Below are 25,911 nucleotides of genomic sequence, written 5' to 3' on the forward strand. Positions count from 1 at the left end.
TTGTCGACACACGACGGCTCGTCGCCTGCGCCATGCACGCGCGCCAAAGCCCTGAATGGCTTTCGCACCCGTGGCGCTATTCGATGAGCCCGAGGTTTTTGAGCAGGTGCAGGAGCATGTGCTTGTCGATGGGCTTGGGCACGTAGGAGGTGGCTCCGCCCTTGTAGTAGGCCTCCACCACGTTCTTCGGGTCGTCCAGGGCCGTGGTCATGATGACCTTGGCCTCGCTGGCCGGCAGGATGCCCCGCTGCTTCTCCAGGGCCCGGATCGATCGCAGGGCCGTCTGGCCGTCCATCTCCGGCATCATGATGTCCATGCAGACGAGGTCGTAGGGATGGTCGTCGTCCAGGGACTGGGTGAAGGCCTGAACGGCTTCGAGGCCGTTGACCGCGATGTCCACCTCGCCGTAGGGGCCGAGGATCTTCTGGAGGATCTTGCGACTGGTGAAGTCGTCCTCGACTACGAGCACGCGCATCGGCGCCTCCCGGAAATGGCGTATGGCCCGCGCGAGGCGGGCGCGTGCGACCGCCGGGAGGCTTGTTCGCCCCGGCGGCCGATCTCTTCGTTTTTAGGCGCAATGCCTCAAAAAGGCAATGCGGCACCCCGGAAAGCCGTGTCCTGACCGCCCGGTCCGGCTTGCAAGGCGGCCCGAAGGCGCGTAAATAAATAGATTGCGCAATCGGCGCAGCATGGAGCGAACGCATGGGGTGGGGACAGGATTTTCTTTTTTTCGCAGCGAGCAGCGTCGAACCGCACTGGCACGAGACCTGGCCCTTCGGGCCGGGCCTCGAGGAAGGACTTTTGTCCGTGGTGCTCAAGGGCCTTTTCATCCTGGCCATCCTCGGCGGCATGGCCTGGGTGCTGCGCTTTCTGTTCGGCCCCGGCGGGCCGCTCCGCGACAAGGAATTCGACGAGCCCGATCCCGAGGATCCCGCGGGGCCGGACGCCCCCGACGCCCGCAAGGACAAGGGGCGGCACGACGCATGATCGCCGCCGTGCTCGACTGGTTTGAGGACTTCGTCCGCGACGGCGACATGGACGACCCCGTGGACGCGGCGCGCCTGGAGCTCAAGCGCCAGCACTGCCTGCTGGTCATGGCCGAGGCCAGGGAGCAGGCCCGGGAACTGGGCCTGTCCCCGCGCCTGACCGACCTGGCCACCGTGGCCGGGCTGACCCACGACACCGGGCGGTTTCCCCAGTACCGGCGCTGGCGGACCTTTCGCGACGCGGCAAGCGCCAACCACGCCGTGCTCGGGACCACGGCCCTGGCCCGGCACGGAGGGCTGGCCGGCCTGGGAGACAGGGACCGGTTCCTGGTGCGCCTGGCCATCATGGCCCACAACCGGCGAAACCTGCCCAAGGGGCTCCTCGCCGGCGGCGACGCCGAAGCCCTGGTCCTGGCCCGCATCGTGCGCGACGCCGACAAGCTCGACATCGTGCGGGTCATGCTCGAACATTTCAGGATCCCGGGCGAGAAGGACGGCGTGGTCTTCCTCGACCTGCCCGACGTCCCGGACCGGTACAATCCGGCCATGCTCGCCCGGATCGAGGCCGGGCGCATCGGGAACTACGAAGCCATGGAGACGGTCAACGATTTTACCTTGCTGCTTTTGAGCTGGGTGAACGACATGAACCATGCGCGCACCAGGCGGCTCTTTTTCCGGCGCGGCCACGTCCGGGAACTGTTCGACCAACTGCCGGACACGCCGGAAATGCGCGCCTTCGCCGAGCGCTACCACGACCGTTTCGCCCCCAGGACCACCTGATCCGACTGCAACACGAGGCGGCGCCATGGATTTCTCGCCCATCCTGTTCGACACCGCGATCATCCTCACCCGAAACGAGGAAAACGCCCGCCGCGACCGGCGCACCCTGTCCACCTTCCGCCCCAGGCGTGTGGAGCACTTCACCTCGGGCGGCAAGGCCCTGGAATACCTGGCCGCCAACCACGTGGACATCGTGCTCCTGGACAGCCAGCTCGACGACATGGACGGCATCCAGTTCCTGCGCCTGATCCGCCGCGACCTGCGCCTGAAAGACGTGCCCGTGGTCATGATCACCGCCCAGAGCCAGCGCGACAAGGTCCTCGACGCCATCGCCGTGGGCTGCGCCGGCTACATCCTGCGCCCCTATTCCGAAGAGACCTTCGCCAAGCACGTGCTGCGCGGCTGCCAGGTGGAACGCGTCACGGAAATCGAACGCCAGCAGATCGAAGACGCCCGGGAAATGGTGGCCATGGGCAACTTCGACGACGCCATCGAAGCCTTCGAAGAGATCATCTCCGAACAGAACATGGCGCAAAAGTACTACGACATGGGCTGCCGCTGCCTGGTGCGCCAGAAATACGGCCAGGCCATCATCGCCTTCAAGAAGGCCATCAAGATCAACGACCTCTTCGCCGAAGCCTACAAGGGGCTGGCCGACGCCTACAAGGGCAAGGGCGAGATCGACGAATTCAAGCGCTACCTGCAAAAAGCCGCCGAAATCCATGCCCAGTTCAACCACATGGAAGAAACAAAGGAACTGTTCATCGAGATCCTCAAATACGACGCCGCCACGCCCAACCCCTTCAATTCCCTGGGCGTCAAACTGCGCAAAAGCGGCGACTTGGCCGGAGCCCTGCACGCCTACAATCAGGCCCTCTCCCTGACTCCGGACGACGAGAACATCCATTTCAACATGTCCAAGGCCTACTACTTCCTGGGCGACACGGAACGGGCCAAGGTCAGCGTGGACAAGGCCCTGGCCGTCAATCCCGGCTTCGACGAAGGGCGCAGGCTTTACCGCAAGCTCTTCGGCCGCGAATACCCCCGCGACGCGACCACGCCCGCCCTGGAACGCACGGGCGTGGTCGCCTCCATGCGCGACGACTGACGCCTCTCTCCCGCATCATCCCCGTTCACGCGCCTTGCTTCTTGCCTCGGGATTCCAGGTAGGCCACGAGCCTGTCCTGCCAGCGCGAGAGCTGGGCCGAGAGGGGCAGGCTCACGCAGCACAGCAGCACCATGGCCGCGAACGGCGCCATGTGGGAGCGTATCGCATCCGCGCCGTAGCCGAGGATGGGCTGGTGCAGCAGGTAGAAGCTGTAGGAGGCGGCCGCCGCAGCGGCCACGCCGGGCTTTGCGCCCCACAGGGCCATGCGCGGCCAGGCGAAAAGCGATCCGGCCACGCCGATGCAGGCGGCGGTCAGCAGGATGTGGGCGAAGGGCATGGGCAGGGCGTTCTTGAAGAGGATGGCCAGGGGCAGGGCGAAGTAGGCCAGGCCCAGGAAGCCGAGCCGCCAGGAGTCCGGCAGGCCCGTGACCGGATCGACGCCCTCGCCCGAGGCGGCGCGCGCTTTCCAGGTCATGGCGAAGGCCATGCCCAGGGCGAATTCCGGCAGCCGGTAGGGCAGGTTGAAGTAGAGCATGTAGTCGAGGAGGGCGGCCGTGGCGCTCACCTTGGCCAAAAGCGACAACACGAGCCACAGCCCCCAGCCGCCGACCAGGCAGGCCGCCGTGGCCCGGCCGGGTCCCAGCGCCCGAAAAAGCCGCAGCAGCAACGGGAAGAAGAGGTAGAACTGGGCGAGCAGGCCCATCCACCACAGCGCCGGCTCCAGGCAGAAAAACCGGGCCGGGTCGAAGGTCTGCACGAAAAAGATTTTTTCGGCCACGCAGGCGGCCAGGGCGGCCAGGGGCATGGCCCCGGCGAGGGCCGCCACCAGGCTCCACAGGAGAAGCGACAGGTAGTATTGCGGCACGATGCGGCCGAAGCGGCGGCGAAAGAAGTCCAGGAACCCCAGCGGCGGCTTGCCGCCGGGATCGGCGTGGGGCAGGGTCAGGACGAAGCCGGTGATGGCGTTGAAGACCACAACGCCCAGGTAGCCCTGGCTCAGGACGTCGCCGAGGATGGGGCCGAGCGGGTTTTGCGCGCCGCCCTCGGGCAGCACGGTCCACAGGTGGTAGAAGAAGATGCCGGCCATGGCCAGCACCCGGATGCTCTCGATCTGGGTGACGCGACGTTGCATGCTCGCTCCTTGGGATGGGGATGGGCCGGGACGCCTGTCGTCCTACCAAGCTGGAAACTGTCGCAAAAATCGCCGCGAGGCAAGGAGGGAGGCGTGCGCGTCACCTTTGTCGGCGTGGGCGAGGCCTTTGACGAGGCCCTGCCCAACACGAGCCTTTTCGTGGAGGGGGAGGGAGGCGAGGGCCGGGCGGCCGTCCTGCTCGACTGCGGCTTCACGGCGGCGGCCGCGTATTTTGCCTGCCCGGCTCTGGCCGGGGCGGACCGGGAGGCAGGGCCGGACGCGGTCTGGATTTCCCATTTCCACGGCGACCACTTCCTCGGCCTGCCCTATCTTCTGGCCCGCTGGCACGAGGCCGGCCGGTCGCGCCCGCTGGCCGTTCGCGGCGGTCCCGGCGCGGCGGAGAAGATCGGCGCGGTTGTGGATCTGGCTTACCCGAACCTGCGGGGCAAGCTCGGCTTTGCGCTCGCCGTGGCTGAGGTCGCCCCGGGGGTGCCGTTTTCCCTGGCCGGTTTCGCGGCCAAGGCGGCGATGACCGGGCACGGCGCGCCTTGTCTGGCGCTTCGTCTCCGGGTCGGGGAAAGGCGGCTTTATTACGGTGGCGACGGCGCGCCGACCGAGGCTTGCCGGGAGCTGGTCCGGGGCTGCGACGTCGTCGTGCAGGAGGCCTATGGCATCGCCGCCGGCGTGCCGGGCCACGGGTCGGTGGAAGAGGCGCTGGCGCTGGCGCGCGAGGCCGGGGCCGGGACGCTGGCCGTGGTCCACGTGCGCCGCGAGGTGCGCCGGGAGCGGGGCGGCGAGATTCGCCGCCGGCTGGCGGAATCGGGTTTGGCCGCCGTCATGCCCGAGCCTGGCGCGGTCATTGGGCCGTAGTCGGGGCCTCGGGCACGGCGCGCGACGCGCTTTGGATGGCCGAGTCGCCCACCACCAGGAAGCTGCCGGGGTGGGACACGGGCTGGCGGTCGGCCCGCAGGAGCCACAGGTCGCGGGCCTTTTCCTCGGCGGCGATCTTTTCATAGTGGCGGTCGAGGATGGAGCGGCGGTCGATGAAGGCGTTAGCCGCCGCGGAAACCCGCACGCAGCCCTTGGAGTCCGGGCCGCCCAGGCGCGGCTCGCCCTGGTCCGGGTCCGTGGCGTGCATGAGCAGGCGCATCTCGCTGTCGTAGACGCCCTGGCGGAACAGCCGGGGGGCCTGCTGGTAGCCGAAGTCCCAGACCCGGCTGCCCTTGGCCCCCAGTCCGCGCCAGCCCTTGGCGTTTTTCGTGCCTTCGGCCCGGTAGCCCCAGTGCTCGGGCAGGTGCTCGAACGCGCCCAGGGGCGTGAGAAAGGAGTCGTCGCCCGCGCGCAGCTTGCCCGAGGAGAAGAGGTCCGCGCCGAGCAGGGCCACATGCCGGCTGGCCGCGTCGTAATAGGCCAGGAAGATCACCTGGGAGGCCGGGTTGCGGTCGGCGTAGACGAAGTACTGGCCGAGCGTCGGGTCCATGCCGGCGGCTTCCAGCTTGGCCAGGGCGTCGGCGCGGATGCGGTCGCGGTATTCCTGGGATGGGGCGGTCAGGAGGTCGACGCGGCGGCGGGCGTTCTTGCGGCCCACCCGGGCCAGGGTCCTGTCCGTGACGTCGCGGGCGAAGTCCCCGGCCACGGCGGCGAGCTCCAGGCGCAGGGCGGGATCGGTCAGGGGCGCGGTTTCCGCGTCGATATAGGCCGGGACATGGCTCGCGGCCAGGCCGTCTCCCTGAAACGGACCCAGGGCGGCCAGGAAAAGCGCCGCCAAAAGCGTCAGCCCCGCGCGTCGCGACAGACGAAAAAGCGGGCCCCCCGCTTCGGGGAAACCCGCTTTTGCAGTTCTTTCTCGCGACGTGCGGCCGGTTGGGTTAGAAAACCCGACGGCCTCCGGCATAATGCGTTCTCCAGTAGTCTTCGTCGAGGTGGCTGATGGTGACGGTCTTGCCGTTGCTGGCGCTGTGGATGAACTTGCCGTTTTCCAGATAGATGCCGACGTGATTGACGCCGCGCTTGGAGCGGAAGAACACGAGGTCGCCCTTGCGGAGGTTGCTCTTGGCGACTTCCTTGCCCACCTGGTACTGCTCGCGCGAGGAGCGCGGCAGATGGATGCCGTAGCGGTTGAAGACCCAGGTGGTGAATCCCGAGCAGTCGAAACCGGAATTGGGGTCGCAGCCGCCCGAGCGATAGCGCGTGCCGAGCTGCGTGTGGGCGGTGCGCAGCATGCGTTCGTAGACGCTGCCCTTGCGCTGCACCGCGGCGGTTTCAAAAAGATTTTCGCTCAGGAGGCGGTCCGGGCTGGAAGCGACCTTGGGCGTCGTGCCGCCGAGGTCGAAAAGGTTGCCCGAGAGGAGATTTTGTTCGGCGTCCGCCTTGAGGCGCTCTTCCGGCGCGGCGGAGTTGGTGAGGAAGTTGTTTCTGGCGTTGAAGCCCTGGAATTCTTCGAACTGGTAGGAATAGGTTTTTTGTTTCGAGGTGCAGCCGGCCGCCAGAAGGGCCAGCAGGGTTACCAGGACAACCGGTTTGAGCTTGCGTATGGTGCGTGCGTGTGCGTGCGCGTCGGTCAAAATCCTCTCTCCTTGCTGGAGTTTGCTGGCCGGGGCCGCGTCCACGTGACGGAAAAAACCGATCCATCCGTGGGCCGAACGCCCGCGCAGCTTTCTTCGCGTTGACGAACGCGAAACACCTGCTACAATCACCCGCTTTGCCACGGAAGGTAGGACACCGTTTAAGAGAATTGAAATTTGAAGTCAAGGCTGATTTTACAATTTAATAATTTGAAAAGTAACGATTCGCCGGCCGGGTCGGGGATTGCCTTCCCTCCGGGATTGGGGAACCATGGGGAAGATGAGGGTACGCTTTTCCGTGGAGGACCCGCAAGGGGCGCGCGAGGTCCCGGCCGCGCCCGGGGAGACCCTGGCCGGGGCCCTTTTTCGTGCCGGATGCTACGTCGGCGCGCCCCTTTGCGCCGGCCTGGGCCGTTGCGGCCGCTGCCGCGTGCGCTACCTTGCCGATCCGCCCGAACCCTTGCCCGCCGAAACCCGGCGTCTCGGCGAAAAAGCCGTGGCCGGGGGCTGGCGGCTGTCCTGCCTGCGGCCGGCCCTTGGCGGCGAACGCCTGGAGGTCGGCGATCCCGGACCGTCGCCGGCCTACGACCGGGTGGGCGAAATCGCCGGCCGCGCCGGAGACGGGGTGCTCGGCCTGGCCGTGGACCTCGGCACCACGGGCCTGGCCTGGCGCATCCTCGACCGCGCAACCGGCGTAGTCGCGGCCGAGGGGCGCGGGGTCAATCCCCAGCTCGGCGCGGGCGGCGACGTGGTCTCCCGCCTGGCCTTCGCCCTCTCGCCCGGCGGCGCGGACTACCTGCGCGGCCTGGTCCTCGACGTCCTGGCCCGCAAGGCCGCCCTGGCCGGCGACCGCCTCGACGGGCTGTGCCTGGCCGGCAACCCGGCCATGGTCTCGATCCTGTGCGGCAAGTCCCTTGCCGGCCTGGCCCGTGCGCCCTACGCCCTGGCCTGGGCAGGCGGCGAGACGGTCGCCCTGGGGCGCGGCCTGCCCCCGGCCTACGTGCCGCCGCTGCTCGGGCCCTTCGTCGGCGCGGACATAAGCGCCGGCCTGACCGCGCTTTTGCGCCGCGCCCCGGCCTTTCCCTTCCTCCTGGCCGACCTCGGCACCAACGCCGAGATGGTCCTTGCCCTGGCCCCGGACCGCTTCCTGGCCGCCAGCGCCCCGCTCGGGCCGGCGCTCGAGGGTGTGGGCCTCTCCCACGGGGCCTTGGCCGGGCCGGGCGTGGTCGTCTCCTTCGATCTCGCCCCCACGGGGCTGGTTCCGGTGTTTTTCGAGGGCAGGGAAGCCGCCGGCCCGGCGCGCGGCATCGCCGGGCCGGGCTACCTGCGCCTGGCTGCCACCCTGCGCGAGCAGGGCGTGCTTGACGCCGACGGCCGTTTCGCCCAAAACGCGGCCCCGACCCCGCTCGGCGAACGCCTGCGCCGCCAGCTCGGCCGCGAGGGCGGCGAGGCCTATTTTCCCGTGGCCGGCGGCCGCCTTTACGCCTCGGACGTGGAGGAGCTGCTCAAGGTCAAGGCGGCCTGCAACCTGGCCGTGGCCGCGCTTTTGCGCGCCGCCGGCTGCGGCACGGCCGCCCTGGACGCGGTCTACCTGGCCGGGGCCTTCGGGGCCAAGGTGTCGGCCGAGGCCCTGGAAACCCTGGGGTTTTTCCCGCCGGGACTGGCGGCGCGCCTGCGGATCGCCGGCAACCTCTCCCTGGAGGGGGCCTCGCTTTTCCTGACCGACCCCGGCAGCCGGGACGCGGCCGAGGCTCTGCCCGGCCGCACGACGATCGTGCCCCTTGTGCCCGACGCAGGGGAATCCTTCATCTCCAGGATGGTTTTCGCCTATGTGCCCTGATTCCCCGATCCCGGCCGCCGCGCCGGCCCGCCGGCTCTTTCCGCCGCTTTCCCCGGAGACGGTCGCGGCCCTGGCGGCCTATCCCGGCATCCTGCGCCGGGAGCTCGGCCTCACCCCGGGCATGGAACGAGCCCTGCCGCGAAGCGTGCGCGACCTGTCCCTGTCCCTGACCGCCGAGCGCGAGGGCGGGCCCAAGCCCGGCTACCTGGGCGACCCGCGTACCCTGGCCGCCTACGCCTGGTATTTTTTGCCCTGGAACATCCTGCGGTTGTCGCGCCTGCTGCCGGCCCTGCCGCTGGACCTGCCCGACGACGGCCTCGTGTGCGACCTGGGAGCCGGGCCGCTGACCTTTCTCCAGGCCCTTTGGCTGTCGCGGCCGGATTTGCGGGCCAAGCGGCTCCGGTTTCTGTGCGTGGACCGCTCGCGCCGGGCGCTCGATCTCGGGCTGGGCCTTTTCCGCGGCCTGGCCGGCTTCGACCCGGCCGCGCCCGACGCGCCCTGGCGCGTGCGCCTGCTGCGGGGGGAGTACTGGCAGGGCCTGACCGAGGGCGCGTCGCTTATCGCCATGGTCAACGTGGCCAACGAGCTGGCCGGCGCCGGCCGCGAGCCGCTGGATGTCCGCATGGAGCGCCTGGCCGGGCAGTTGGCCGATTCCCTGGCCCCGGGCGGCCGGACCCTGGTGGTGGAGCCCGGGACGCGCCTGGGCTGGCGGTGTCTGCTCGGGCTTCGCGAGGCTTTTCTGGAGATGGGGCTTGGGCTCGACGCGCCCTGTCCCCACGGCCGGGAATGCTCCCTGGTCGCCGGCCGCACCCGGGCCTGGTGCCATTTCACCATGTCCCCGGCCGGCGCGCCGGACTGGCTGACCGGGCTGTCCGCCCGGGCCCGGCTCGGCAAGGAGCGCCTGAGTCTGTCGTTTCTGCTGGCCGTGGGCGCGCCCCCGGCCTTTCCTGAAAACGTCGCCCGTGTGGTGTCCGGGGCCTTCTCCCTGGCCGACGCGCCCGGCGCGGCGGTCTACGGCTGCTCGCAGCGGGGGCTTGTGGTGCTGCACGCCCCGGACGGCCGCGCCCCGCGTCCTGGCGACGCCGTGGAGCTGCCGCTTACTGCCGACGCCCCGCGCGACGCCAAGTCCGGCGCGCCGCGCCTGGTCCTGCCCGGCCACGACCGGCCCAAGGAAGGGGAGGGCGCAGCGCCTGCGAGGGCTCGGGAGGGCGCGCGCCCGGACAGGGAAGGAGAGCGCCCCGGCCAAGGGGCCGGCCGTCCCGTCCGCAAAGGGCCCCCGGGGCCGGGGGCGCCGGCGCGGCCCGGGAAAAAGCCCCGCGCGCCGCGTCCGGCCCGAAGCGGCGGCGATGCCGGGCCGCGCCCCAAGGCCGGCGGCAAGCCCGGTCCGGCCCGGTCCGGCCCGCGAAACGCGCCAGGCAAAAAAGGACCGAAGCATGGATGATCTTGAAAATAAGTCACGAAAAGCCCAGACCGCCGGCCGCCTGCCGCCCTGGCTGCGGGTGAAGCTCCCGGGCGACGCCGGTTTCGCCGCCACGGCCCACGCCGTGGCCGACGCGGGCCTGCGCACGGTCTGCCGCGGGGCGCGCTGCCCCAACATCTTCGAGTGCTTCTCCAAGGGCACGGCCACCTTCCTCATCCTCGGCGGCGTGTGCACGCGCGGCTGCGCCTTCTGCAACATCGAGGCGGGCAGGCCCGATCCGGTCGACCCCGACGAGCCGGCGCGCCTGGGCCGGGCCGTGGCCGAGCTTGGCCTGGCCCACGCCGTCGTCACCTCCGTCACCCGCGACGACCTGCCCGACGGCGGGGCGGCCCAGTTCGCGGCCGCCATCCGCGCCGTGCGCGAAGCCGTGCCCGCGGCCACGGTGGAGGTGCTCACCCCGGACTTCCGGGGCGATTTCGCCGCCCTGGACGTGGTGCTGGCGGCCGGGCCGGACGTCTACAACCACAACGTGGAGACCGTGCCGCGCCTGTACCCCACGGCCCGGGCCGGGGCGGACTACGCCCGCAGCCTGTCCGTGCTGGCCAGGGCGGCGCGCCTCGGCCGGTCCGTGGTCAAAAGCGGCCTCATGGTCGGACTCGGCGAAACCGCGGACGAGCTCGAGGCGACCTTCCGTGATCTGGCCGGGGCCGGCTGCCGCATGGTCACGGTGGGACAATACCTGCGGCCGTCGCGGCGCAACCTGCCCGTGGCCCGCTATGTGCCGCCCGAGGAGTTCGAGGCCCTGGCCGCGCTCGGCCGCCGGTGCGGCATCGCCGAGATGGCCTGCGCTCCGTTGGTCCGCAGCTCCTACAAGGCCGGCCAGGCGGCCTCGCTGGCGGCGGTTCGCGGTTGTCCGCGTTCCTGAAATGGGGTAGGGACTCGGCACCTTCTGCATCCAAAACGTACCGAATGCCTATAGTCATGGGAGGTCCCGCGTGGAGGTGTCACAAACCGGCATCCCCGGGCTTGTCGTCGTCAAGCCCAGGGTTTTCGGGGACAACCGTGGTTTCTTTCTGGAGACCCACAGCCGCAAGGCCTTTGCCGCGGCTGGCCTCGATTACGATTTCGTCCAGGACAACCACGCCCGCTCGGGACCGAGGGGCGTGTTGCGCGGCCTGCACTTCCAGCGTCCGCCGGCCACCCAGGCCAAGCTCGTGTGGGTGGTGCGCGGCGCGGTCTTCGACGTGGCCGTGGACCTGCGCGTCGGCTCGCCGACCTACAAGAAGTGGTACGGCATCGAGCTGACCGAGGACAATTTCCTGCGCCTCATGGTCCCGCGCGGCTTCGCCCACGGCTATGTCACGCTCACGGAAAACGCCGAGTTCATGTACAAGGTCGACGCGCTCTACGCGCCCGCCGAGGACGGCGGCATCGCCTGGAACGATCCCGAGATCGGCGTGGCCTGGCCCGTCACGGATCCCGTCCTTTCGGAAAAGGACGCCAGGCAGCCGCGTCTGGCCGAAATCGGCTCGCCTTTCGTCTACTCCGAACCCGCCTAAGGAACATCCATGGACACCGCCCAAAACGCCGCCGACGCGAACCGTTACGCCATCGTGCTGGCCGGCGGCTCGGGAACGCGTCTTTGGCCGCTTTCCCGCACGCTTTTGCCCAAACAGCTCCTCGACCTCGGCGACGGCGCGACCCTGCTCCAGTCCACGGTGGCCCGCGTGGCCGGAGCCTTCGACGCCGAGCGCCTCTACGTCGTCACCAACGAGGAGCACGTCTTCGAGGTGCGCTCCCAGCTCAAGGGTCTCCTGCCCCAGGCCGTGGCCCATGTCCTGGCCGAGCCCGTGGGCCGCAACACCCTGCCCGCCATCCTGCTGGCCCTGGAGCCCATCGTCGCCGCCGACCCCGATGCCGTGGTCGGCGTCTTCCCGGCCGACCACCGCATCGACGACCGGCCGGCCTGGACCGCGGCCATGGACCGCGCCTGCGCCCTGGCCGGGGAGGGCTGGTTCGTCACCTTCGGCATCCCGCCGCGAAGCCCCGAGACCGGCTACGGCTACATCCACCGGGGCGAGTCCCTGGGGGAGGGGGCCTACGCCGTGTCGGGATTCACCGAGAAGCCCGACCTGACCACGGCCGGGAAGCTCCTGGCCGGGGGCGAGCATTTCTGGAACAGCGGCATGTTCGTGTTTCGGGCCGACGTGTTCCTGGAGGCCGTGGCCGTCCACGCCCCGGAATTTCACGTTTGGTGGCAGGCGCGCGAGGAGCGGCCCCTGACCGGAGGCTACACCTTCCTGCCGGACATGTCCGTGGACTACGGCGTGGTCGAGAAGATGGGCCGCATCGCCATGGTCGAGGCCCCCTTCGACTGGGACGACCTGGGCAGTTGGGAGGCGCTCTACCGCCTGGGCGAGAAGGACGCTTCGGGCTGCGTGGTCCAGGGCGAGGTGTTGGCGCTCGACTGCGCGGACTCGCTTTTCTTCTCCCAGGGCAGCTCCCTGGCCGTGGCCGGGGTCAAGGACATGATCGTCATCCAGACCCGCGACGCGACGCTCGTGTGCCCGGTGTCCGAGGCCCAGCGGGTCAAGGACGTGGTGGGCGCGCTCAAGTCCCAGGGGAGCAAGCTCGTGGAGGCCCACGTCACGGTGCGCCGGCCCTGGGGCAGCTACACCGTGCTCGAGGGCGGCCCGGGCTACAAGATCAAGCGCATCGAGGTGCCGCCGGCCGGCCGGCTGTCGCTGCAGATGCACCACCACCGCAGCGAGCACTGGGTGGTGGTCTCGGGCACGGCCCTGGTCCAGATCGGCGAGGAGGAGCGGCTGCTCACCGAAAACCAGTCCGTGGACATCCCCAAGGGGGCCAAGCACCGGCTGTCCAATCCGGGCAAGGTGCCGGTGGAGATCATCGAGATCCAGTCCGGTCCGTATCTGGAGGAGGACGACATCGTGCGCTTCGACGACGTCTACGGCCGCAAGGTCGGGGGCGGCGGCGCGGGGTCGTGAGGCGGCGTCCCTCGATGACGGGGATTCGTGAATTTTTTCATTAAACCTTGACACGGAAGTTGCGGCCTGGGTAAAAAGCGCGGTGCGGCGCTCCCGTCCGGGGTGAGGGGATTGCCCCCGGGCAAAGGACGCGCCTCGCTCGCATCACATCATTTTCCGGCCGTGCCCCGGGGGACGGCGGACGTCGCGCGGGTTTCGCGCGGGGTTAACCAGCAACGGCAATGGGCAGGGGAAGTATGGAGGAGAAAAGATCGAATTCGGCCGGCGGCGTTGGCGGCATGGTGCTTTTTGCCCTGATCGGCTTCGTCGGCGCCCTCGTGGTGGGGTGGGTCATCTTTCCGAAACTGCTGTACAGCGAGAAGACGCAACCCATTCGTTTCAGTCACACCGTCCACGCGCAGCTCGGCATCGACTGCGAACAGTGCCACCATCTTGGCCCTGACGGCCGTTTCGCCGGCCTCCCCACGACCGAATCCTGCGCCGAATGCCATGGCGAGGAGACCGGGGACAATTCGCCCAACGGCAAGGAAATCGACAAGTTCGTCAAGGACTACGTCAAGACCGGCGCGCAAGTCCCCTGGCTTGTCTACCAGTATCAGCCCGACAACGTGTTCTTCTCCCACGCCGCCCACAAGGGGTTCGAGTGCACCAAGTGCCACCCCGACGTGGCCAAGACCGACACGCCGCCGACCTACTACCAGAACCGGGTCAGCGGCTACAGCAAGGACACGATGAAGATGTGGGAGTGCGAACGCTGCCACGCGTCCATGGGCACGAGCAACGCCTGCTACGTCTGTCATAAATAAGGGGGAAGAAATGGGACTTGATCGCAGAGCTTTCCTCGGGCTTGTGGCTGGTGGCGCCGTGGGCACCATGTTCACCCCCATCCCGTGGAAATTGTTGGACGATGTTTCTATCTGGACCCAGAACTGGTCGTGGATCCCCCGGGTCCCCAAGGGTCAGATCGACTACGTGACCACCACCAGCAAGCTGTGCCCCGCCGGCGAGGGCCTCAAGATCATGCGCGTGGCGGGCAACCCCATAAGCGCCGCCGGCAACCCGGACCATCCCCTGTCCCGGGGCGGCGTCTCGGCCCTGGCCCGGTCCGAGGTCTACATGCTGTACAGCCCGGCCCGGGTGAAGTCGCCCATGAAGAAGTCGGGCAAGGGCTTCGAGCCCATCACCTGGGAACAGGCGATGCTCGAGATGGCCGACAAGCTCGGCGCGGCCAAGGGCGCGGTGGCCTGCGTGTCCGGCGACGGCACGGGTACCGTCAACGAGCTGCTCTCCGCCTTTGTGGGCAAGCTCGGCGCGGCCGGCTACTTCATGATGCCCTCCGAGGCCGCTACCGCCGCCAAGGCCGTCAAGCTCATGGGCGGCAAGGGCCAGGCCGGCTACGACTTCGAAAACGCCGACACGGTCCTGGTGCTCGGCGCGGACATCTTCGAGACCTGGGGCACCTCCACCCGCAACCGCAAGGCCTTCGGCGACTCCCGCCCGGTCGGGCAAAAGCCCAAGTCCGACTACATCTACGTCGGCCCCACCCGCAACAACACCGCCGCGGTGTGCGACCAGTGGATCCCGGCCGCCACCGCCGACCTCGGCGTGGTGGCGCTCGGCATCGCCTGGCACCTGCTGCGGGCCGGCGCGACCAGCGCCGCTCCCGGCTTCGACACCTTCAAGGCCGTGGTCAACGGCGGCTTCGGCCCCGAAGACGTCAAGCGCGCCACGGGCATCGCCCCCGAGGTGCTGGCCGGCGTGGCCAAGGCCCTGGCTTCGGCCAAGGCCCCCCTGGTCGTCACCGGCTCGCCCTGCGGCCAGGGCCTGGGCGCCGCCCCGGTCATCGCCGGCATGTCGCTCAACCTCCTGCTCGGGCGCGTGAACAAGCCCGGCGGCGTCTACGCCCTGCCGGAGCTGGCCACCGTCGTGCCCGGGGCCATGACCCGCGAGGCCATGCTGGCCGGCGACCTGCCCGCCTTCCTCAAGGGCGTGGCCGACGGCAAGACCCCGGCCCCCAAGGCCCTGCTCGTCTACGACGCCAACCCGGCCTACGGCCTGCCCGAAACGGCGACCATGGCCAAGGCCCTGGAAAAGATCCCCTACAAGGTAAGCTTCTCCTCCTTCCTGGACGAGACCGCGGCCATGTGCGACCTGGTCTTGCCCAACTCCCTGACCCTCGAGCGCTACGACGACCTGGCCACGCCCTATGGCTCCGGCTTTTGCGTCTACAGCCTCACCGTGCCCTACCAGAAGCCCGTCCACGACACCCGCACCACGGGCGACGTGATTCTGACGCTGGCCCGCAAGATGAGCGTCGACCTCAAGTTCGACAACTTCCTGCAGGTGCTGAAAGAAAAGGTGGCCACCCTGGCCAAGGCCTCGGGCGGCTTCGTGGCGAAAGACGTCATGCCCTGGCAGGTGGCGGCGGGCAAGCCCGCGCCCGCCCTGGCCGGCGGCGACCTCTGGAAGGCCCTGACCTCCGGCTACGCCTGGACCATGGTCGGCCAGGTGCAGGCGACCCTGGGCTTCGCCCCGGAAGTGCTGGCCAAGGCCATAAAGGCCGGCAAGGCCCCGGAAAAGGCCGTCGTGCTCGCGCCCTACGCCCAGTTGCGCACCGGCACCCCGACCACCGGCATTCCCTGCCAGGACCTGACCACGGTTCCCGACACCGAGCTCATCGGCGAAAGCACCTTCGTGCGCCTCAACAGCGCCACGGCCAAGGCCCTGGGCGTGAAAAAGGGCGCCACGGTCAAGCTGACCGCCGGCGGCGCGAGCTGCGAGGCCAAGGTCCACATCTTCGAGAGCGTGATGACCGGCGTGGTTTCGGCTCCCCTGGGGTTTGGCCACTCCGCCTTCGACGTCTTCAGCAAGGGCAAGGGGGCCAACTACCTGTCGCTGCTGTCCGTCGTCGAGGAGCCGGGCACCGGCCTGTCCACCTGGGCGGCCGCTGACGTCAAAATCGCCTAACCACGAGGCAAAGGGAAGCCGATATGTCCGGACACAGCAAGGAATTCCCGATCACCTGGGGCATGGTGATCGACATTGACAAATGCACCGGCTGCGGGGCCTGCATGGCCTCCTGCCAGACGGAAAACAATATCGAACCCCAGCCCGAGGCCTCCAACAAGCTGCGGAGCACCTCCTGGATGCTGGTCTACGAACTGACCAACGACAAGGCCTTTCCCGACCACGACATCGCCTTCCTGCCCCGGCCTTGTCAGCAGTGCGGCAATCCGCCCTGCGTGTCCGTTTGCCCGGTCGTGGCCACGGACAAGAACGAGGACGGCGGCATCGTCTCCCAGGTCTACCCCCGCTGCATCGGTTGCCGGTACTGCGTGGCGGCCTGTCCCTACCACGTCCGCTACTTCGGCTGGTACGATCCGGTCTGGCCCGAAGGAATGGAGAAGACCCTGTCGCCCCTGACCTCGGTGCGGCCGCGCGGCGTGGTGGAGAAGTGCTCCTTCTGCCACCACCGCTGGAACTTGGCCAAGGACGCGGCGCGGGCGAGCGGCAAGAACCCCGACAACCTCGACGACGGGGCCTACGTGACCGCTTGCGTGCAGAATTGCCCCTCCGGGGCGCTCTCCTTCGGGGACCTCAAGAACCCCAAGCACAAGGTGCACGAGCTCATCAAGAACCCCAACGCCTTCCGGCTCCTCCAGCGCCTGGGCACCAACACCCAGGTCTACTACATCAGCCGGCGGGAATGGGTGCGCAAGCTCGGCGACAACTACCTTAAAAGCGAGTAACCGGGGGACGCTATGAGCCTGATCGACATGGAAAAAACGTGGTACCCCGAGGGCGTCGAGCGTTGCGGCCTGGGGAAGTTCATGGGCTGGCTCGGCATCTGGGCCGTGGTCGGCCTGCTGGGCGTGCTGTCCATGCTCTGGGTCTTCTACCGGGGCATCGGCGTCACGGGCCTGGACAACTACTTCGGCTTCGGCCTGTGGATCACCTTCGACCTGGCCGTCATCGCGCTGGGCGCCGGCGCCTTCTTCACCGGCCTCATCCGCTACATCATCGGCCTGGACGAGCTTAAAAACATCATCAACCTGACGGTCATCAAGGGCTTCCTCTGCTACTCCGGAGCCATGCTGATCCTCTCCCTGGACGTCGGCCAGCCGCTTCGGGCCTGGTTCGGCTACTGGCACCCCAACGTCCACTCCATGCTGACCGAAGTCATCTTCTGCATCACCTGCTACCTGCTCGTGCTCATCATCGAGTACGTGCCGCTGATCCTCGAGCAGAAGCAGCTCAACAAGATCCCGTTCCTGCACAACCTGGCCCACCAGATGCACGTGGTCATGCCGCTGTTCGCCGGCATCGGCGCGTTCCTGTCGACCTTCCACCAGGGCTCTCTCGGCGGCATGTACGGCGTCATGTTCGCCCGTCCCTACGCCTTCCGCGAGGGCTTCTTCATCTGGCCGTGGACCTTCTTCCTGTTCGTCCTGTCGGCCATCGCCTCCGGTCCCTGCCTGACGGTGCTCATCTGCGGCTTCATGGAGAAGCTTTCCGGCCGCAAGCTCACCACCTACCGCATCAAGTCGCTCATGGCCAAGATCGGCGGCACCATGCTGCTCATCTACACCGTGTTCAAGTACCTGGACACCTGGGCCTGGATCAACGGCGTGCTGCCCAAGGCGGGACTCACCTTCGACCAGATGTTCTACGGCCTGGTCTACGGCAAGTGGCTGTTCTTCACCGAGATCGTCCTGTGCCTGCTCGTTCCGGTCGTGTTCCTGCTCACCCCGCTGCGCAAGAAGCCGGCCTTCATGTACTCCGGCGCGTTTCTGGCCTGCGTGGGCGTGGTCATCAACCGCTACGTCTTCACCGTCCAGGCCCTGGCCCAGCCGGTGCTGCCCTTCACCAAGTGGGAGATCTACACCCCCAACTGGGCCGAATGGCTGACCTCGTTCATGGTCATCGCCTACGGCTTCATCGTCATGAGCCTGTCCTACCGCTATCTGCCCATCTTCCCGCAGGAAGTGGGCCTCAACAAGAAGTAGCGCCAGCGCTCCTCCTCGTTTGTCAAAGCCCGGCCGCCTCGCGCGGCCGGGCTTTTTTGTCGCCTGCGGCCGGGAACTGTCGTCGGTCGGCCTTGCGGCGAACGGGGTCTCGCGTGGATTTGCCGGCATTGCGTCAATGTCGCGACATGCCGTCGCAATGGAGGCGCTTGAAGCCATGCCCGAGGCGTCCGGACCGCATGCCGTCCGCCTCCGTTCCGTGTCCGGCGGCCGGGCCGGGACGGAAGCCCACGGGGGATTGGCCGCGTTGCGATCGTCAGGGCGGCGTTCCCACAGCCGCACGCCGGGACAGGCGCGGCAGGGAACCGCCCGGATTCCCGAGGAGACGAAAAAGTGGCACCCGGGTTGCAAACATCGTGACGCTAAGTGTAGATTCTTTTGTCGGCATCGGCCCGCGCACGTTTCACGGTAAGCCCGCCCGAGCGGTTCCTTGCCCGGACCGGCTGTCTGAAAACCGCTTCAGGGGAGGCCGGCTTGGCATTCAAGACCAGACAAGGCGCCATCACGTGGCTGCGCGTGGCCGACCTGGCCGTGGCCGCCGCATCCCTCATGATCGCCGCCGTCGTGGCCGGGGCGGCCCGGCCCGGAGACTCGACCGCCGAGGTGCATATCGACGGCTCCGGATTGCTGCTCTTTTGCGTCGCCCTGGGGGCCACGGCCTGCGTGTTTCCGGCCTTCGCCCTGTATACCGAAACGGCGCTTTTCCAGTGGCGGCAGGCGGTCAAGGCCATGGTCAAGGCCGCCACCGGCGTGCTCCTGGTGCTGGTGGCCGCCGGGGCGCTGCTGCGTTCGCCTCTGGTCACGCCGGCCTTCCTGGCCGCCTACTGGCTGGCCTCGTGCCTGGGCGGCATCGCCGTGCGCCATGTCGGCCGGCGGCTGCTCTTTCTCACCGAGGCGCAAGGCATCGCCGCCCGGCGCACGATCATCGTCGGCACCGGGCCGCGCGCCCAGGAGATCGCCCGGGACATCCTGGACCACCCCGGTCACGGGCACCGCTTCCTGGGATTCATCGCCGCCGGCTGGGAAGTCCCGCCGCCGTCGCTGCGCCCCGATCGCTTCGTCATCCTGTCCGATTTGGCCGGCCTGCCCGCCTACCTGCGCGAACACGTGGTGGACGAGGTGCTGGTCTGCCTGCCCATCGACGCCCTGTGCCACACGGCCACCTCCCTGGCCACGGTCTGCGAGGAGCACGGCGTGGCCGTGACCGTGGTCACGCGGCTTTTCGAGCTCAAGAACCCGCGCCAACGCCCCGGCAGCCACGGCGGCGAGATCGTGGCCACCATCTCCAACACCCTGGCCGACGAGCGGGAGCTGATCCTCAAGCGCTTCCTGGACGTGGCCGTGGCCGCGACGGTCCTGGTCGCGCTGTCGCCGCTGCTGGCCCTGGTCTGGGCGCTCGTGCGCCTGACCTCGCCCGGGCCGGCGCTGTTCGTCCAGGAACGGGTGGGGCTCAACAAGCGGCTGTTCAAGTTTTACAAGTTCCGCACCATGGTGGAAAACGCCGAGGCGCTCCAAGCCGATCTCGAGGCCAGCAACGAGACCAACGGCGCGACGTTCAAGATGCGAAACGATCCCCGCATCACGCCCCTTGGCCGCATCCTGCGCAAGACCAGCATCGACGAATTGCCGCAGCTCTACAACGTCCTTCGCGGCGACATGAGCCTTGTCGGCCCGCGTCCGCTGCCCATACGCGACGTGGAGCGCATCGAGAACGACTGGCCGCGCCGCCGCTTCGGGGTCAAGCCCGGCATCACCTGCCTGTGGCAGATACGCGGCCGCAACGCCCTGCCGTTCGAGCGCATGATGGAGTGCGACATCGAATACGTGGACACCTGGTCCGTGGCCCTGGACGTCAGGATCCTGCTGGCCACCATCCCGGTGGTCTTCGGCATGCGCGGGGCGTATTAGGAATTTCGTCTCGAAAGGCCGTGGCGACGGCGGCCCGACCATGCCGGGCATCGCCAGACGCGCCCCCTTGCGGGGTGGTCCAGGAGGGGCCCTCGGCCCCTCCTGGCCGCCGGAGGCGTTTTCTCCCTGTACTCGCCGTCAGTCGAGCACGACCATTTGCAGGCGCTGGACGCCGAAGGCCAGGGCCTGGTCGCGGTCGGCCAGGCACAGGTCCAGGCGGTCCGTGAAGCGGGGGTGCATGAGGTCTTCCACCACCCGCACGCCCAGGCCCTCGATGAAGACCTTGCGGCCGAGCAGGCGTCTGAGGTCCTGGGACACGGCCACCGTGCGCCCCGCGCGCACCACGCCGCCGCGCGCCGTGGGCTGGGGCTGGCCGTCCTCGGAGCCGCACAGCGGACAGTAGGCCGTGGTGGTGAGCGTGAACCGCCGCCGGTTGTCCTCGTCCAGGCTGAAAAGCGTCGCCGCGTCCTGGCGCGACGCCTGGGCCATGACCGCTTCCTGGACGGCCAGGGCGTTTTGGTGGCGAAGTCCGGCCGCACGTTCGTGAAAAGCCTCGCCGGCCACGGACAGGCCGATGGCCGAAAGGGCCAGCAGCGCCAGTGAGGCGCTGCGCGCGAGGTCTGCGCGCGACGGCGCGGCGGGCGACTTTTGGAGTTGTTCGTCCATGGAATCCTCCTTTGCCTCGGGCGCGGGGCGGGTCTTCTTGCCCGCGGCCGCGCCCTGTCCTATACTGGCGCGATCCGGCCGCCGGGGGAAACGGAACGCATGCGCATCAAAAAGCCTTTCAAGCGACGCAGGGGGTTCGGCCCGCTGTTTTTCCTCGTGGCCGGCCTGCTGGTGGCCGCGCCCCTGGCGCTGGCGGGAGTCGCCGGCTATTACCTGTTTCTCAAGGATGCGCGGAAACCGCAAGTGACGCTTACGCCGGAGGCCGAGGCCGCTTCGCCCAAGCGCGCCTTCACCGTCACCGCCGCGGACGAGGAGTCCGGCATCCGTTCCCTCACCGTCACCGTCACCCAGGGCCAGCGCCGCACCGACGTGCTGCGCCGCAGCTACGACCCGCCGCGTGACCGGGTTTCCGAGCGTTTCACCCTGGAGGGCTCGGAGCTTCGCGGCGGCGCCTTCGAGATGCAGGTGGCCGCCTACGACGGCTCCTACGCCAATCTCGGCGCGGGCAACGCCGCCCGCGTGTCGCGGCGCATGCTGCTCGACATGACGCCGCCCTCGGTCAAGGCGCTGACTCCGGCCCATTACGTGCGCCAGGGCGGGGTGGGGCTGGTCGTCTACGAGGTCAACAAGGACGTCACCCGCTCCGGCGTCATGGTCGGCGACGCCTTTTATCCCGGTTACAAGCAAAAAAGCGGCCAATACGCCTGTCTGTTCGCCTTTCCGGCCGATGTCGAGGCCGAGTCCTTCAAGCCGCGCCTGTTCGTGGAGGACGCGGCGGGCAACGAAAAGACGGGATTTTTCGTCAATATGGCCATCAAGCGGCGCTTTCGCGAGGAGCGGGTGGACGTTACCGACGAGTACCTGGCCGCGCGCCTGCCGGCCTTTGCCGCGCTGTTCCCGGAGGTGCGCGATCCGGTCGAACGTTTCAAAAAGTTGGACACCGAGCTGCGCCGGCAAAACGACGCCAGCCTGGCCGAATTCGCCAGGAAGACCTCCCCCGAGGCGCTGTGGGAGGGGGCCTTCGTCTACATGCCCCGGTCCGTGGTGCGCGGCTCCTTCGCCGCCGACCGGGTCTACACGTACAAAGGCCAGGAGATCGTCCGGGAAAAACATATGGGCATCGACCTGTCCTCGGTGCCGCGCGCGCCGGTGCCGGCGGCCAACAGCGGCCGGGTGGTCTTCGCCGGGGCCCTCGGCGTCTACGGCAACGCCGTGGTCGTGGACCACGGCATGGGCCTGCAAAGCCTCTACGCCAACCTGTCCTCCACGGCCGTGCGCGCCGGGGACGAGGTGAAAAAGGGCGACGTCGTGGGCGCGACCGGCACCTCGGGCCTGGCTCCGGGCGACCAGGTCCATTTCGCCATGTACCTGGCCGGCCGGCCGGTCATCCCCATCGAGTGGTGGGACGGCCACTGGCTGGAGGACAACGTCACGGCCAAGATCAAGCGCTACGCCTCCGGCGGGCAGCCGGAACAGGCCCAGTAGGGGGCCTGGCCGGGCGCGGCCGTGTTGACAAAGCCCGGTCGCCCTTTTTAACGTCATCCGTTGTTCAAAATTTCTCATGAGGAGCATAGGCGCATGGAAAAGACGGTATATTGGATCGAGGGCGACGGTATCGGCCCGGATGTCTGGAAGGCCGGTCGGCCGGTCCTCGACGCCGCCGTGGAAAAGGCCTACGGCGGCAGCCGCAAGCTGGTCTGGAAGGAGCTGCTGGCCGGCGGCAAGGCCTTCAAGGAGACCGGCGACTACCTGCCCCAGGCCACCCTCGACGCGCTTTCGGGCGCGGAACTGGCCTTCAAGGGCCCGCTGGCCACGCCCGTGGGCGGCGGCTTCCGCAGCTTAAACGTCACCCTGCGCCAGGTCCTCGACCTCTACGCCTGCATCCGCCCCATCAAGTACTTCAAGGGCATCGAGTCGCCGGTCAAGCGGCCGGACCTCGTGGACATGATCATTTTCCGCGAGAACACCGAGGACGTCTACGCCGGCATCGAATACGCCACGGGCACGCCCGAGGCGAAAAAGCTCATCGCCTTCCTGCGCGACGAACTCGGGGCCAACGTGGACGAGACCGCCGGCGTCGGCATCAAGCCCATCACCCCGGCCGGCTCCAAGCGCCTGGTGCGAAAGGCCATCCGGCACGCCGTGGCCGCCGGCCGCCCGAGCGTCACCCTGGTGCACAAGGGCAACATCATGAAGTACACCGAGGGCGCGTTTCGGGCCTTCGGCTACGAGGTGGCGGCCACGGAGTTCGGCGAGGCGACCATGACCGAGGAGGAGGCCGCCGCCGGCGGCACCAAGCCCATCGTCATCAAGGACCGCATCGCGGACAACATGTTCCAGGTGGCGCTCATGCGGCCCCAGGACTATTCGGTCATCGCCACCACGAACCTCAACGGCGACTACATCTCCGACGCCCTGGCCGCCCAGGTCGGCGGCCTGGGCCTGGCCCCGGGCGTCAACATGAGCGAGAAGCTCGCCTTCTTCGAGCCCACCCACGGCATCGCCCCGGCCCTGGCCGGCAAGGACAAGGCCAACCCCGGCAGCCTGATCTTAAGCGGCGCCATGCTGCTCGAACACATCGGCTGGAACGAGGCTGCCAAGTGCATCCACGACTCCATGGACAGGACCATTTCCGGCAAGAAGGTCACCGTGGACCTGGCCGACCAGATTCCCGGCGCGACCACCATCGGCTGCGCCGCCTTCGGCGAACTTCTGGCCAAGAACCTGTAACTTTGGCATGTTACCGCCGCAGGGCGGGCAAAGCCGGCGACGGCCCCGCCCTTGCGGCGATTTCCCCGGCCACGGGGAATCGGTATGCGGGGCATGTCTCCCGTCGCCTCGCCGAGTGATCCGTCGTACGTGTCGAGCAATCGCGAGTCGTGACGCCCCCGGGCGCTTCGGGGGAAGGGAGGCCATATGGCCGTTGTCGGCGTGGATACGGGAGGCACCTTCACCGATATCATCTGTCGTGCGGGCGAGGGCTTCGCGGTGGTCAAGCTGCCGTCCACGCCGGACGATCCGGCCAGGGCGGTGCTCGAGGGACTGGCCCGGCTGGGCGTTTCCCCGCGCAAGGTGCTGCACGGCTCGACCGTGGCCACCAATGCGCTGCTCGAGCGCAAGGGCGCGGTCACGGCCTACGTCTCCAACGCCGGCTTCGAGGACGTCATTGCCATCGGACGCCAGAACCGGCCGGAACTCTACGATCTTTCCAGCCGCAAGGAGCCTTGCCTGGTGCCGCAGGCCCTGCGCTTCGGCGTGCCGGGGCGCGTGTCGAGCGCCGGCAAGGTCGTCGAGGACCTGACCCCCGAGCAGGCCTGGCAGGCGGCCCAGGCCGTGGCCGATTCCGGGGCCGAGTCCGCCGCCGTGTGCCTGCTTTTCTCCTTCCTCAAGCCCGAGCACGAGCAGCTCCTGGGCCAGGCCCTGGCCGAAGCCGGGATCTCCGTTTCGCTGTCGAGCGACATCCTGGCGGAATTTCGCGAATACGAGCGCGCGGCCACGACCGTCGCCAACGCCTACGTCGCGCCGGTCATGGACGCCTACATCGGCGAACTCGAGGCCGGCATGCCGGACGGCGCGCCGCTTTCGGTCATGCAGTCGAGCGGCGGCCTCGTCACCGCCGCCGTCGCCCGGCGCGAACCCGTGCGCACCATCCTGTCCGGCCCGGCCGGCGGGGTCGTGGCGGCCATGGCCGTGGGCAAGGCCGCCGGCCTCGACCGCCTCGTCACCTTCGACATGGGCGGCACCTCCACCGACGTCTCGCTTCTGGACGGCATGCTCTCCATGGCCATGGAGACGCGCATCGCCGGCCTGCCCGTGAAGTCGCCCATGATCGATATCCACACCGTGGGCGCGGGCGGCGGGTCGCTGGCCTCCCTGGACGCCGGCGGAGCGCTGCTCGTCGGGCCGCGAAGCGCCGGGGCCGACCCCGGCCCGGCCTGCTACGGCAAGGGCGACGGGCTCACCGTCACCGACGCCGACCTGTTTTTGGGCCGGCTGTCGCCGGAGCATTTCCTGGGCGGCGGCATGGCGCTTTTTCCCGATCGTCTGCCCGGGTTTTTCGCCGCCCTGGGCGAGCCCGGCGGGCTTTCCGCCGTGGAGGCGGCCGAGGGAGTGGTGGCCGTGGCCGAGGCGGCCATGGAGCGGGCCGTCCGGGTCATTTCCGTGGAGCGCGGCCACGATCCGGCCGATTTCGCGCTTTTCTCCTTCGGCGGCGCGGGCGGGCTGCACGCCGTGTCCCTGGCCCGGCTCCTGGGCATGCGCAAGGTGGTGGTGCCGCGCCATCCCGGGCTTTTCTCCGCCCTGGGCATGCTCTACGCCGACGTGGTCAAGGATTTCTCCGAAACGGTCATGCTCGGCTCCGACAAGACCGACGTCTTCGACCTGGCCGGGCTGTTCGGACCGCTGGAGGAAAAGGCCCGCGAGGCCATGGCCCGCGAGGGCGTGCCGGCGGCCAAGGTGCTCCTTGAACGCCAGCTCGACATGCGCTATCGCGGCCAGTCCCACGAGCTGCCCATCCGCTTCGTGGCCGATCCCTACACCGCCTTCCATTCGCGCCACGAGGCCGTCTTCGGCTTCAAGAACCCCCGCGACGTCATCGAGGTGGTGACCCTTCGCATCCGCGCCCGGGGCGTCACGGAAAAGCCTCCCTTCGAGGAGTCCGAGCGGCGCGTGGCCGCCGTCGCCGAATCGGCCAGGCTCGGCGAGAAGCCGCTCGTCTGGAAAAGCCGCCAGATCGCGGCCATGTGGTACGACCGCGAGCGGCTGCTGCCCGGCAACCGCATCGTCGGCCCGGCGCTTCTGGCCGAGACCTCGGCCACGACCTTCGTGCCGCCCAAGGCCGAGGCCGTGGTGGACGGGTTCGGGAACATCGTCATCGACACGCGGGTCGGGTAGAGGCGGGGAAGAGGGAAAAGGGAAGAGGAAGCTGCCTCCGGCGGCCGGGAGGGGGTGACCCCCTCCCGGACCCTCCCCGATGGGGGGAAGCAATGGCCGGTTTTGGGGCGGGGCTGCCTCGATATGGGGCGGGAGGAAGAAGGGCGCAACATGCTCGTCATCGGCACGCCGTGTTACGGCGGGGTGGTCACGCTGCCCTACATGCTGTCCATGCTGGCGCTCAAGGACGTGCTGAACCGCGACAAGGTGCCGTTTCGGCTGCTTACGCCCGCAAACGACAGCCTGATTACCCGCGTGCGAAACGCCATCGTGGGCGAGTTCTTGCGCGACGCGCGCGCCACGCATCTGCTTTTCATCGACGCGGACATCGAGTTCCAGCCGGCCATGGTGCCGCGCCTGCTCGGCAGCGGCCTGGACGTGGTCTGCGGCGTCTATCCGGTCAAGGGGCTTAAGCTGGAGCGCGTCATGGCGCAACCGGCGGACACGCCGCCGCAGGTCGCCGAGGCCGCGAGCCTCGATTATGCGGTGAAGGTCAAGCCGGGCTGTCGCATGGACGCACAGGGCTTCCTGGAAGTGGAGTAT

Annotated in this window: 22 protein-coding genes and 1 pseudogene; 18 read left to right on the forward strand and 5 right to left on the reverse strand. The window is 68.6% G+C overall.

Going from position 1 to position 25,911, the window contains the following annotated elements; all coding sequences use genetic code 11:
• Window positions 1–76 precede the first annotated feature (76 nt).
• The gene (locus tag Q1K70_RS01720; protein ID WP_300154881.1) at window positions 77–475 is read right to left on the reverse strand and encodes a response regulator; all 399 of its coding nucleotides are present in this window, start codon (window positions 473–475) and stop codon (window positions 77–79) included.
• A 227-nt stretch (window positions 476–702) separates the two neighbouring features.
• Here Q1K70_RS01720 and Q1K70_RS01725 point away from each other — a divergent pair, with 227 nt between their 5' ends.
• From Q1K70_RS01725 to Q1K70_RS01735, 3 genes are read left to right on the forward strand one after another with little or no spacing between them, the layout of a single operon-like run.
• Window positions 703–987 (forward strand): hypothetical protein, encoded by a 285-nt coding sequence (locus Q1K70_RS01725; RefSeq protein ID WP_300154883.1) that lies wholly within the window; start codon window positions 703–705, stop codon window positions 985–987.
• Window positions 984–1,766 carry an HD domain-containing protein gene (locus Q1K70_RS01730; RefSeq protein ID WP_300154886.1) on the forward strand — a complete coding sequence of 261 codons (783 nt, stop codon included), beginning with the start codon at window positions 984–986 and terminating at the stop codon, window positions 1,764–1,766. The genes Q1K70_RS01725 and Q1K70_RS01730 overlap by 4 nt, the downstream gene beginning before the upstream one ends.
• A 25-nt stretch (window positions 1,767–1,791) precedes the next feature.
• Window positions 1,792–2,874 (forward strand): response regulator, encoded by a 1,083-nt coding sequence (locus tag Q1K70_RS01735; protein ID WP_300154887.1) that lies wholly within the window; start codon window positions 1,792–1,794, stop codon window positions 2,872–2,874.
• Between the two features lie 25 nt (window positions 2,875–2,899).
• On the opposite strand, the gene Q1K70_RS01740 is transcribed toward Q1K70_RS01735, so the two are convergent.
• A complete protein-coding gene (locus tag Q1K70_RS01740; RefSeq protein WP_300154889.1) occupies window positions 2,900–4,006 on the reverse strand; it encodes an acyltransferase family protein in 1,107 nt (368 codons plus the stop codon).
• Window positions 4,007–4,099: 93 nt separating this feature from the next.
• Here Q1K70_RS01740 and Q1K70_RS01745 point away from each other — a divergent pair, with 93 nt between their 5' ends.
• Window positions 4,100–4,876, forward strand: coding sequence for an MBL fold metallo-hydrolase (locus tag Q1K70_RS01745; RefSeq protein ID WP_300154891.1), 777 nt, complete (start codon window positions 4,100–4,102; stop codon window positions 4,874–4,876).
• Here the strand turns inward: Q1K70_RS01745 and Q1K70_RS01750 are convergent.
• Together Q1K70_RS01750 and Q1K70_RS01755 are read right to left on the reverse strand one after the other, a co-directional pair.
• Window positions 4,863–5,774 carry a hypothetical protein gene (locus Q1K70_RS01750; protein ID WP_300154894.1) on the reverse strand — a complete coding sequence of 304 codons (912 nt, stop codon included), beginning with the start codon at window positions 5,772–5,774 and terminating at the stop codon, window positions 4,863–4,865. The two genes, Q1K70_RS01745 and Q1K70_RS01750, sit on opposite strands and share 14 nt — an antisense overlap.
• Window positions 5,775–5,874: 100 nt before the next feature.
• Window positions 5,875–6,570, reverse strand: coding sequence for a C40 family peptidase (locus Q1K70_RS01755; protein WP_300154897.1), 696 nt, complete (start codon window positions 6,568–6,570; stop codon window positions 5,875–5,877).
• Between the two features lie 271 nt (window positions 6,571–6,841).
• Between Q1K70_RS01755 and Q1K70_RS01760 the strand changes: the two genes are divergently transcribed.
• The 10 genes from Q1K70_RS01760 to Q1K70_RS01805 all read left to right on the forward strand — a co-directional run bounded on the left by Q1K70_RS01760 (window position 6,842) and on the right by Q1K70_RS01805 (window position 19,770).
• The gene (locus Q1K70_RS01760; protein WP_300154900.1) at window positions 6,842–8,410 is read left to right on the forward strand and encodes an ASKHA domain-containing protein; all 1,569 of its coding nucleotides are present in this window, start codon (window positions 6,842–6,844) and stop codon (window positions 8,408–8,410) included.
• Window positions 8,400–9,851 carry a small ribosomal subunit Rsm22 family protein gene (locus Q1K70_RS01765; RefSeq protein ID WP_300154904.1) on the forward strand — a complete coding sequence of 484 codons (1,452 nt, stop codon included), beginning with the start codon at window positions 8,400–8,402 and terminating at the stop codon, window positions 9,849–9,851. Before Q1K70_RS01760 ends, Q1K70_RS01765 begins: the two co-directional genes overlap by 11 nt.
• On the forward strand, window positions 9,844–10,755 hold the full coding sequence (gene lipA / locus Q1K70_RS01770; protein ID WP_300154907.1) for a lipoyl synthase: 912 nt from the start codon (window positions 9,844–9,846) through the stop codon (window positions 10,753–10,755). Before Q1K70_RS01765 ends, lipA begins: the two co-directional genes overlap by 8 nt.
• Window positions 10,756–10,825: 70 nt before the next feature.
• Window positions 10,826–11,389, forward strand: coding sequence for a dTDP-4-dehydrorhamnose 3,5-epimerase (gene rfbC, locus Q1K70_RS01775; protein ID WP_300154910.1), 564 nt, complete (start codon window positions 10,826–10,828; stop codon window positions 11,387–11,389).
• Between the two features lie 9 nt (window positions 11,390–11,398).
• A complete protein-coding gene (locus tag Q1K70_RS01780; protein WP_300154913.1) occupies window positions 11,399–12,838 on the forward strand; it encodes a mannose-1-phosphate guanylyltransferase/mannose-6-phosphate isomerase in 1,440 nt (479 codons plus the stop codon).
• 236 nt (window positions 12,839–13,074) lie between these two features.
• A complete protein-coding gene (gene qrcA, locus Q1K70_RS01785) occupies window positions 13,075–13,644 on the forward strand; it encodes a menaquinone reductase multiheme cytochrome c subunit QrcA (RefSeq protein WP_300154916.1) in 570 nt (189 codons plus the stop codon).
• A gap of 10 nt (window positions 13,645–13,654) precedes the next feature.
• Window positions 13,655–15,805, forward strand: coding sequence for a menaquinone reductase molybdopterin-binding-like subunit QrcB (qrcB, locus tag Q1K70_RS01790; protein WP_300154919.1), 2,151 nt, complete (start codon window positions 13,655–13,657; stop codon window positions 15,803–15,805).
• A gap of 23 nt (window positions 15,806–15,828) precedes the next feature.
• Window positions 15,829–16,587, forward strand: a complete 759-nt coding sequence (gene qrcC, locus Q1K70_RS01795) for a menaquinone reductase iron-sulfur cluster-binding subunit QrcC (protein WP_300154921.1) — start codon at window positions 15,829–15,831, stop codon at window positions 16,585–16,587.
• A 12-nt stretch (window positions 16,588–16,599) separates the two neighbouring features.
• A complete protein-coding gene (gene qrcD, locus Q1K70_RS01800; RefSeq protein WP_300154924.1) occupies window positions 16,600–17,844 on the forward strand; it encodes a menaquinone reductase integral membrane subunit QrcD in 1,245 nt (414 codons plus the stop codon).
• Window positions 17,845–18,336: 492 nt separating this feature from the next.
• Window positions 18,337–19,770: a sugar transferase gene (locus tag Q1K70_RS01805; RefSeq protein WP_300154927.1), complete on the forward strand. Its 1,434-nt coding sequence runs from the start codon at window positions 18,337–18,339 to the stop codon at window positions 19,768–19,770.
• Window positions 19,771–19,908: 138 nt separating this feature from the next.
• On the opposite strand, the gene Q1K70_RS01810 is transcribed toward Q1K70_RS01805, so the two are convergent.
• A complete protein-coding gene (locus Q1K70_RS01810) occupies window positions 19,909–20,436 on the reverse strand; it encodes a 3D domain-containing protein (protein WP_300154929.1) in 528 nt (175 codons plus the stop codon).
• A gap of 99 nt (window positions 20,437–20,535) precedes the next feature.
• On the opposite strand from Q1K70_RS01810, the gene Q1K70_RS01815 reads away from it, so the two are divergent.
• From Q1K70_RS01815 to Q1K70_RS01830, 4 genes and pseudogenes are all read left to right on the forward strand, one after another.
• Entirely contained in the window at window positions 20,536–21,921 is a 1,386-nt protein-coding gene (locus Q1K70_RS01815; RefSeq protein ID WP_300154932.1) for a M23 family metallopeptidase, read from the forward strand.
• Between the two features lie 93 nt (window positions 21,922–22,014).
• Window positions 22,015–23,166: an NADP-dependent isocitrate dehydrogenase gene (icd, locus tag Q1K70_RS01820; RefSeq protein WP_300154934.1), complete on the forward strand. Its 1,152-nt coding sequence runs from the start codon at window positions 22,015–22,017 to the stop codon at window positions 23,164–23,166.
• 186 nt (window positions 23,167–23,352) lie between these two features.
• Window positions 23,353–25,329, forward strand: a complete 1,977-nt coding sequence (locus Q1K70_RS01825) for a hydantoinase/oxoprolinase family protein (RefSeq protein WP_300154936.1) — start codon at window positions 23,353–23,355, stop codon at window positions 25,327–25,329.
• A 150-nt stretch (window positions 25,330–25,479) separates the two neighbouring features.
• Window positions 25,480–25,911, forward strand: a pseudogene (locus tag Q1K70_RS01830) (hypothetical protein); the annotation flags it as partial.

Origin of the sequence: Solidesulfovibrio sp. (assembly GCF_029978005.1) — a bacterium.
Classification (GTDB): Bacteria; Desulfobacterota; Desulfovibrionia; order Desulfovibrionales; family Desulfovibrionaceae; genus Solidesulfovibrio.

What these genes read in the sequence shown, in the direction of transcription:
- Q1K70_RS01720 (WP_300154881.1), bottom strand. Translation starts at nt 475, where the DNA reads ATGCGCGTGCTCGTAGTCGAGGACGACTTCACCAGTCGCAAGATCCTC.
- Q1K70_RS01725 (WP_300154883.1), top strand. Translation starts at nt 703, where the DNA reads ATGGGGTGGGGACAGGATTTTCTTTTTTTCGCAGCGAGCAGCGTCGAA.
- Q1K70_RS01730 (WP_300154886.1), top strand. Translation starts at nt 984, where the DNA reads ATGATCGCCGCCGTGCTCGACTGGTTTGAGGACTTCGTCCGCGACGGC.
- Q1K70_RS01735 (WP_300154887.1), top strand. Translation starts at nt 1,792, where the DNA reads ATGGATTTCTCGCCCATCCTGTTCGACACCGCGATCATCCTCACCCGA.
- Q1K70_RS01740 (WP_300154889.1), bottom strand. Translation starts at nt 4,006, where the DNA reads ATGCAACGTCGCGTCACCCAGATCGAGAGCATCCGGGTGCTGGCCATG.
- Q1K70_RS01760 (WP_300154900.1), top strand. Translation starts at nt 6,842, where the DNA reads ATGGGGAAGATGAGGGTACGCTTTTCCGTGGAGGACCCGCAAGGGGCG.
- Q1K70_RS01765 (WP_300154904.1), top strand. Translation starts at nt 8,400, where the DNA reads ATGTGCCCTGATTCCCCGATCCCGGCCGCCGCGCCGGCCCGCCGGCTC.
- lipA (WP_300154907.1), top strand. Translation starts at nt 9,844, where the DNA reads ATGGATGATCTTGAAAATAAGTCACGAAAAGCCCAGACCGCCGGCCGC.
- Q1K70_RS01780 (WP_300154913.1), top strand. Translation starts at nt 11,399, where the DNA reads ATGGACACCGCCCAAAACGCCGCCGACGCGAACCGTTACGCCATCGTG.
- qrcA (WP_300154916.1), top strand. Translation starts at nt 13,075, where the DNA reads ATGGAGGAGAAAAGATCGAATTCGGCCGGCGGCGTTGGCGGCATGGTG.
- qrcB (WP_300154919.1), top strand. Translation starts at nt 13,655, where the DNA reads ATGGGACTTGATCGCAGAGCTTTCCTCGGGCTTGTGGCTGGTGGCGCC.
- qrcC (WP_300154921.1), top strand. Translation starts at nt 15,829, where the DNA reads ATGTCCGGACACAGCAAGGAATTCCCGATCACCTGGGGCATGGTGATC.
- qrcD (WP_300154924.1), top strand. Translation starts at nt 16,600, where the DNA reads ATGAGCCTGATCGACATGGAAAAAACGTGGTACCCCGAGGGCGTCGAG.
- Q1K70_RS01810 (WP_300154929.1), bottom strand. Translation starts at nt 20,436, where the DNA reads ATGGACGAACAACTCCAAAAGTCGCCCGCCGCGCCGTCGCGCGCAGAC.
- Q1K70_RS01815 (WP_300154932.1), top strand. Translation starts at nt 20,536, where the DNA reads ATGCGCATCAAAAAGCCTTTCAAGCGACGCAGGGGGTTCGGCCCGCTG.
- icd (WP_300154934.1), top strand. Translation starts at nt 22,015, where the DNA reads ATGGAAAAGACGGTATATTGGATCGAGGGCGACGGTATCGGCCCGGAT.
- Q1K70_RS01825 (WP_300154936.1), top strand. Translation starts at nt 23,353, where the DNA reads ATGGCCGTTGTCGGCGTGGATACGGGAGGCACCTTCACCGATATCATC.